The sequence below is a fragment of the Caldicoprobacter sp. genome, assembly GCF_047459465.1.
In the GTDB taxonomy this organism is placed as follows: Bacteria; Bacillota; Clostridia; order Caldicoprobacterales; family Caldicoprobacteraceae; genus Caldicoprobacter.
Genome location: NZ_VSCO01000112.1, coordinates 1 through 6,076, shown reverse-complemented (window position 1 = coordinate 6,076; position 6,076 = coordinate 1). Strand labels below are relative to the sequence as shown.

Here is a 6,076-nt window from a genome sequence, read left to right as displayed (position 1 = left end):
GCAAGGGACGTCCCCCCGAATTTTGCAACTATCACTCCCACTTCCTTCAATCCTCCTAAAGCTAGAATAACAAGGATTATTATAGAGGTGTACAAAATAAAAGTCAAGCACGGCCATCAGTTTAAGCCTCGTAAAATTTGAAAATTTGCAAATTTAAAATTTTCATATTTCATGTTTTCTAAAGCCACTTTAATTTAAAACGGACACAACACATCATCTGGAAAACGCTCAAATACATTTCTCTCCCCCTTCTGAAACATATTGCTGTATATCCTGCATTCAGGCGCTTGGCTTCTTTGAGGATTATCTCCTAAAATGCACAACCGCAAAAGCATATTAAATTGGATATGCCATCCATGGAATATAAAATCATAACCTGTTTTCATATAATTCCACTTATTTCCTTTCTACAGTTAAGCTTGCAAAAAATAAAAAGAAAAGCCCCCAGGAAAATCCCTCAGGGGCTGCTTAAAAAGCCATCACCATTTGGGCTGATATGGATAAGGGCACCGTGCACCAGCCAACTTTGCCTTAATCTGTACCAGACAACCGCACAGCCTGCACGTGGTACCATAATCTAAATACTGGCATTTCTTACAAATCTCAAGCCTGCTGTTATACTCCTCCTGGGTTGCCAGTTTGACATTCTTTACCTTCAGCGTTTGGCCGAATATTTCATCTATCTCTTCCTGCGAAAGCCTAACGGTAGCGCTACATCCCTTGCATTCACCGTTTTTCATGGATAACACTCCTTAAAAAGGCTAGACTCATGCTTGCTGACAGCATATCCCCTTAAGCCGCATCTTTCTACTCAAGGGTCAACACTACTACCGACTTGGATGGAAGCTTGACTTCCAGCACGTTATCCACCAGGGTAGCATCGCTAAAGGTGGTAGGCTTAATGGCATTGGGCTCATCAAAGGTATTGTGGGTATTCATCTCAGAAGATGTCAGTATGGTTCCGCTCACCTTGGTCCTGCGCGTCCCCCTCAGCTCGCAGCGTATGTCGGCTACCGAGTTGGGATCGAGATTGCACAGCGATATATGAATCCTGCCCTGGTCGTCTTCGGAAGCAGAGGCACTTATCTGAGGAATACTGTCGTCGCCATAGCTGTACAGGCTGCTGGTGAAATCCAGAGAGAGCAGCGTAGCATCCTGATGTACTTTATACATATCGAATACATGATAGGTAGGCGTGACGATCATTTTTTCTCCCTCGGTTAGAATCATGGCCTGCAGCACGTTTACCGTTTGAGCCAGGTTGGCCATATGCACCCTATCGCAATGGTTGTTGAATATGTTAAGGTTAATGCCCGCGACCAGCGCATCCCTCAGGGTGTTCTGCTGATACAAGAATCCCGGGTTGGTGCCAGGCTCAACGTCATACCATGTACCCCACTCATCCACAATAAGCCCTACCCGCTTTTCGGGGTCGTACCGATCCATAATGGTGGAATGCTTGGTAATAAGCTCATCCATAAGCAGCGTCTTCTTCATGGTTATAAACCATTCACCTTCGTCAAACTGGGTAGCTGACCCCTTCTTTTGCCAGGTACCCGGCACGGTGTAATAATGCAGGCTCAAGCCATCCATATAGCGCCCGGCTTCCCTCATCAGCACCTCGGTCCAGTGGTAGTTGGCATCCGAAGGACCGCAAGCAATCTTATAAATCTTGTTACCGCTAAAATCGCGCACATAAGTAGCATACTGACGATACAGGTCAGCATAATATTCAGGGCGCATGTTCCCTCCGCAACCCCAGTTCTCGTTTCCTATGCCAACATAAGGCAGTCTCCACGGCTTTTCTCTGCCGTTTGCCCTTCTTAAATTGGCCAGCCAAGAATCGCCGTCAAAGGTTATGTACTCAATCCATTCGCGAAGCTCCCTTACAGTGCCGCTCCCCACATTTCCGGTTATATACGCATCCGCACCCAACAGTTCGCACAGCCTGAAAAACTCATGGGTCCCAAAGTGGTTGTTTTCCACCACTCCACCCCAGTGGGTATTAATGGTTTTGGGGCGCTTCTCATAAGGGCCAATGCCGTCCATCCAGTGATATTCATCGGCAAAACATCCCCCCGGCCATCGGAGCACGGGTATCTTTACCTTTTTTAAAGCCTCAACCACATCATCGCGTATACCGTCAGTGTTGGGAATAGGCGAATCCTTACCTACCCAAAATCCTTCATAGATGCACCTGCCAAGATGTTCGGCAAAGTGTCCGTAAATATTTTTGTTTATTTTCCCCTTTTTGATGTCGGCATTCAAGGTCATCTTGACCATTTTTGTTCCCTCCTATCTAAGGTATTTAATAATTATATTAAATGCTTAATATAATTGTTTACATTCATTATAAGACCCTAATAGGCTCCATGTCAATTTTTGTGGTAAAAAATCCATGGCTTATCGTAAAATACCACACCTAAAAAATAATAGAACCATAAATGAGTAATCCTGTATGATCCAAATATAGGTAATGGTTCACTACAATTGTACCACAAAACACCGCTTTTTCAAATATCTAAGCATCTATCGTATAAAGTATACACTACATTATACTAATGGCCATCGGCAATAAGGTTGACTTTTTGCAAAAGATGCAGTCTTTACTATCTTAATCAGGCCGTTTATACTATTAATCACAAGGCTATGCCAACATGCACGATAGGTTGCAGAAGGGAGGAAAAGGCGCATTCCTGATCAAAAGATCAAGGTAAATACAATTCTAGATGCGCCGTTGCTATATGAAAATAGACACCACTGAAAGATGGCTACCGGTATATGAAGCGCTGGCCAGTAACGTAAGGCTGAAAATAATAAATCTCCTGGCACAAAAACCAATGAATATTAAAGAACTGGCCAAAAAGCTGAACCTCAGCAATGCAATCATGACCATGCATATAAAAAAGCTTGAGAAGGCAGGGATCATAAAGGCTGAAATTACCCCTTGTAAGGGTGGTATCCAGAAACTGTGCAGCCTTGCAATAGATTCGCTGGAAATATCTTTTCCAACAGATCAAAAACCTCAAAGGCAGTACCACGAGATATCCATTCCTGTAGGCCATTACACCGATTTTAAGGTAACGCCCACTTGTGGTCTGGCCACTCGTGAAAAAATCATAGGCCATTTTGACGATCCCCGGTATTTCCTTGACCCCGAAAGGGTAAATGCCAGAATCCTGTGGTTTACTCAAGGATATGTGGAATACAAAATTCCCAATTACCTCCTGCCCAACCAGCAACCTGAAGAGCTGGAAATCTCAATGGAGCTGGGTTCTGAAGCTCCGGGCATCAACAACAATTGGCCATCGGACATATCCTTCTTCATCAACGGGATATACATTGGGAAATGGACCAGCCCAGGTGATTTTGGAGGCAAAAGGGGGATATATACTCCTTCGTGGTGGAATAACAATATAAATCAATATGGCCTGCTAAAGGTTATACGCATAAATGGCAAAGGCAGCTTCATAGACGGGGAGAAGCTATCGGATATCACCATTGAAGACTTGTCTCTCACCTTGAAACAGTGGACATTTCGGATCGCGGTGCTGGACGATGCGAAATACATAGGAGGAGTCACCCTTTACGGCAAAGGGTTTGGCAACTATGACCAGGATATTGTGGTTCGCGTATATTATACCATCAACAGTTCAAAAAAATAAACGAGTACCTCTCTATAAATTGAGCATCATTGTTACTTGTGGGCTTATCTCCAGGATCAAACGTCAGCCTCGTGAAGCTAGTTGTACCTATAAATAAGCGTAAACCAGCCCTCTCTTTCATGTAAGATCGGGCTGGTGTTGGCCATCATAACTCTTTGTAGCATCCTGTTTCCATTCCCTTAATCTTCCGCAGCATGGGCATCCTTATATACTTTTTCATAAATCTCTAACCACGCCTTAACCTCATTTATATAATCATTAAATGCGGACAGCTTTTGCTCATCCGGCAAATCCACAAACCGTCGATTGATGGCTGCAAGCTGACGCACAAAATCATGAAGCTCCTTGAGCTTGTTATTCAGCTCTTTGTTTTCCTTCTCTAGACGGGTTAGTTTCTCCCCGTCTTCTTCTCCCCTTCCTTTTGCCGCCATGTCTACCAGCTGCTTCAATCCCTTAAAGAAACCCTCCACTGAAAAATCATCAAATGTGCCCATGCTGGCAACAACGTCTCCTATTATCCTAATAAGGGAATCCTTGCCGCTATACTCCGCATCGCCTTTCGTGTTTTCCGCCCTTTCTACATAGCGTTGGGCAGACGCTGAAACGGAGTTACCATCCACTATTTGCCTGGTGTAAGGATTGAAATATTTAATTCCCTTTTGCGACATCTCTGCCATCAGGCTTTCAACATATTCGCGCTGGCTGGCTACCACATTCCTGTATTTGTTTTGAATCCTCAGCATCTTCTTGGGGTTCCCGCCTGCCAGGCGATTGGCACACGAACGTACCGACTCGCCCTGGGCCTGGGCTATCAGTATGGACATAACGAGGTTTTTGACTTCCTCTTCTGTAAAGGACTTGCCGGCTACTCCTCTCAAGGAACTGCCTTTCTCCCCTTTCCTTCCTGGCTGGCTCTCACTGCTCAGCTGGGCATGCAAATAGCGGTAATAATAGTTTCTTATGGTATTAACTTTAAGGCCGCTCTTTTTAGCTACAGCTTCGAAAGCTCGTAGCATGGGGATATTTTCTTCTTTAGCGCGGAGCACTTCTTCTTTCATAGAAGATATGAGTTCAGCGTCAATGCCTGGTACATTGTTATCCATAGACCTCTCATTTTTAGCGGTTTCGTTCCTGGCCATCCATATCCCTCCTCTTCTATTATTTATTTTTGGAATTTATTAATTTTTACCTATATTATTAACCATAATTATCCTAATTATACAGTTGATGCTTTATAAGCCATAAAATATATCGTTTATATCATTCTTCTCCCACGATCACGATAGTCACCGTATCCGATTCAAAATCAGTCCCCACCTCTTCCACTATTCCTAGTAGCTCAAGCTCACGATACAGAGCCTTGCGCTGTTCAATGGACGTAACTCTCAAGGTAATGCTGTCCTCCGCCTGATCAACTACATCTATACCATGTTGAAGGGCCCTTATCATAAGGGTCTGAGGAGTTACACATACATCCTGCACCTTCAACTCAACCTTATCCGACCTAATATAACCATCGGCTCCTTGAGCTTGTTGTGAATTTTCAGATTTAGTACTGGAAGCTCTAACTTCGCCTCCATCCAGCACGTGCTGATTCTCGGCAATATCTACTGATGCATCGCTCGGCGCTGCCACCCCTTCATCCTGCGAATCTGCCATCAAACTTTCAGGCATATCTCCCCTCGCCGCAGAATCGTTGTGTCCCTTTTCTTGCGGAGAAGTATACAGCATCGCATCAGGGCCTAGCACCCTTATGGCTAATATGATAATAGCCGCTACTACAGCTATGCTCGCCCATTTGATCCATCTGGAAAACCTATGATGCCCTTTGCGCATTATCCCACTTAGCTGCTGTGCCTCTAAGCGCGCACGCAACCTATCCACAAAGCCATTGGGTAGCTCTTCTTCTTCAAAAGCTCCTACCATTTGCACTACAGCTCTCATCTCTTCAAACCTCTGTCTGCACTCAGGGCAACTTTCTATATGCTCCTTCAGCTGTCGTGCTTCTTCCCCCTCTAGCTCACCATCTATATACAGTGAGATAAGTTCCTGCACAACCTTGCAATCCATCCTACGGCTCACCTCCTGTCACTCCAGCATTTCCCGAAGAGCATCACATAATGCAGCCCTTGCTCGACTTATATGGGATTTAACGGTACCCAAAGGGACCTGCAGGATTTCTGCAATCTCTTCATAGCTGTAATTCTGTATATCTCTCAGTATAATCACCGTTTTATATTCGGGCTTTAAACTAGCGATACAGGCCTGTAGCTTCCTGTATCGTTCCCTTTTTATCACCTCTTCTTCCGGCAGCGGATCATTGGATACAAGCTCTATCTCAACGGCGTCTTCATTCTTGCCGGGATTTAGCAAAATGGTATCAAGCTTCCTGCCATTTCGATATCTATCAA

The 6,076-nt window shown here is 44.6% G+C and carries 6 protein-coding genes; 1 reads left to right on the top strand and 5 read right to left on the bottom strand.

Annotated elements, in window-relative coordinates; all coding sequences use genetic code 11:
* Positions 1-479: 479 nt before the first annotated feature.
* Both FWJ59_RS07345 and FWJ59_RS07340 read right to left on the bottom strand, forming a co-directional pair.
* A complete protein-coding gene (locus FWJ59_RS07345) occupies positions 480-740 on the bottom strand; it encodes a DUF6171 family protein (protein ID WP_414481301.1) in 261 nt (86 codons plus the stop codon).
* Positions 741-807: 67 nt separating this feature from the next.
* Positions 808-2,283: an alpha-N-arabinofuranosidase gene (locus FWJ59_RS07340; protein WP_414481300.1), complete on the bottom strand. Its 1,476-nt coding sequence runs from the start codon at positions 2,281-2,283 to the stop codon at positions 808-810.
* 461 nt (positions 2,284-2,744) lie between these two features.
* Here FWJ59_RS07340 and FWJ59_RS07335 point away from each other — a divergent pair, with 461 nt between their 5' ends.
* Positions 2,745-3,665, top strand: a complete 921-nt coding sequence (locus FWJ59_RS07335) for an ArsR/SmtB family transcription factor (protein ID WP_414481302.1) — start codon at positions 2,745-2,747, stop codon at positions 3,663-3,665.
* A gap of 179 nt (positions 3,666-3,844) precedes the next feature.
* Here the strand turns inward: FWJ59_RS07335 and FWJ59_RS07330 are convergent, their stop codons facing one another.
* The 3 genes from FWJ59_RS07330 to FWJ59_RS07320 all read right to left on the bottom strand — a co-directional run.
* Positions 3,845-4,804: a hypothetical protein gene (locus FWJ59_RS07330; protein ID WP_414481299.1), complete on the bottom strand. Its 960-nt coding sequence runs from the start codon at positions 4,802-4,804 to the stop codon at positions 3,845-3,847.
* 121 nt (positions 4,805-4,925) lie between these two features.
* Positions 4,926-5,735: a zf-HC2 domain-containing protein gene (locus FWJ59_RS07325; protein ID WP_414481298.1), complete on the bottom strand. Its 810-nt coding sequence runs from the start codon at positions 5,733-5,735 to the stop codon at positions 4,926-4,928.
* Positions 5,736-5,753: 18 nt separating this feature from the next.
* Positions 5,754-6,076: sigma-70 family RNA polymerase sigma factor (locus tag FWJ59_RS07320; RefSeq protein WP_414481297.1), on the bottom strand; the 323-nt coding region annotated here is incomplete at its 5' end.

Bases quoted from the DNA above. Each gene is read 5' to 3' on its own strand.
- FWJ59_RS07340 (WP_414481300.1), bottom strand. From the start codon at position 2,283: ATGGTCAAGATGACCTTGAATGCCGACATCAAAAAGGGGAAAATAAAC.
- FWJ59_RS07345 (WP_414481301.1), bottom strand. From the start codon at position 740: ATGAAAAACGGTGAATGCAAGGGATGTAGCGCTACCGTTAGGCTTTCG.
- FWJ59_RS07335 (WP_414481302.1), top strand. From the start codon at position 2,745: ATGAAAATAGACACCACTGAAAGATGGCTACCGGTATATGAAGCGCTG.
- FWJ59_RS07325 (WP_414481298.1), bottom strand. From the start codon at position 5,735: ATGGATTGCAAGGTTGTGCAGGAACTTATCTCACTGTATATAGATGGT.
- FWJ59_RS07330 (WP_414481299.1), bottom strand. From the start codon at position 4,804: ATGGCCAGGAACGAAACCGCTAAAAATGAGAGGTCTATGGATAACAAT.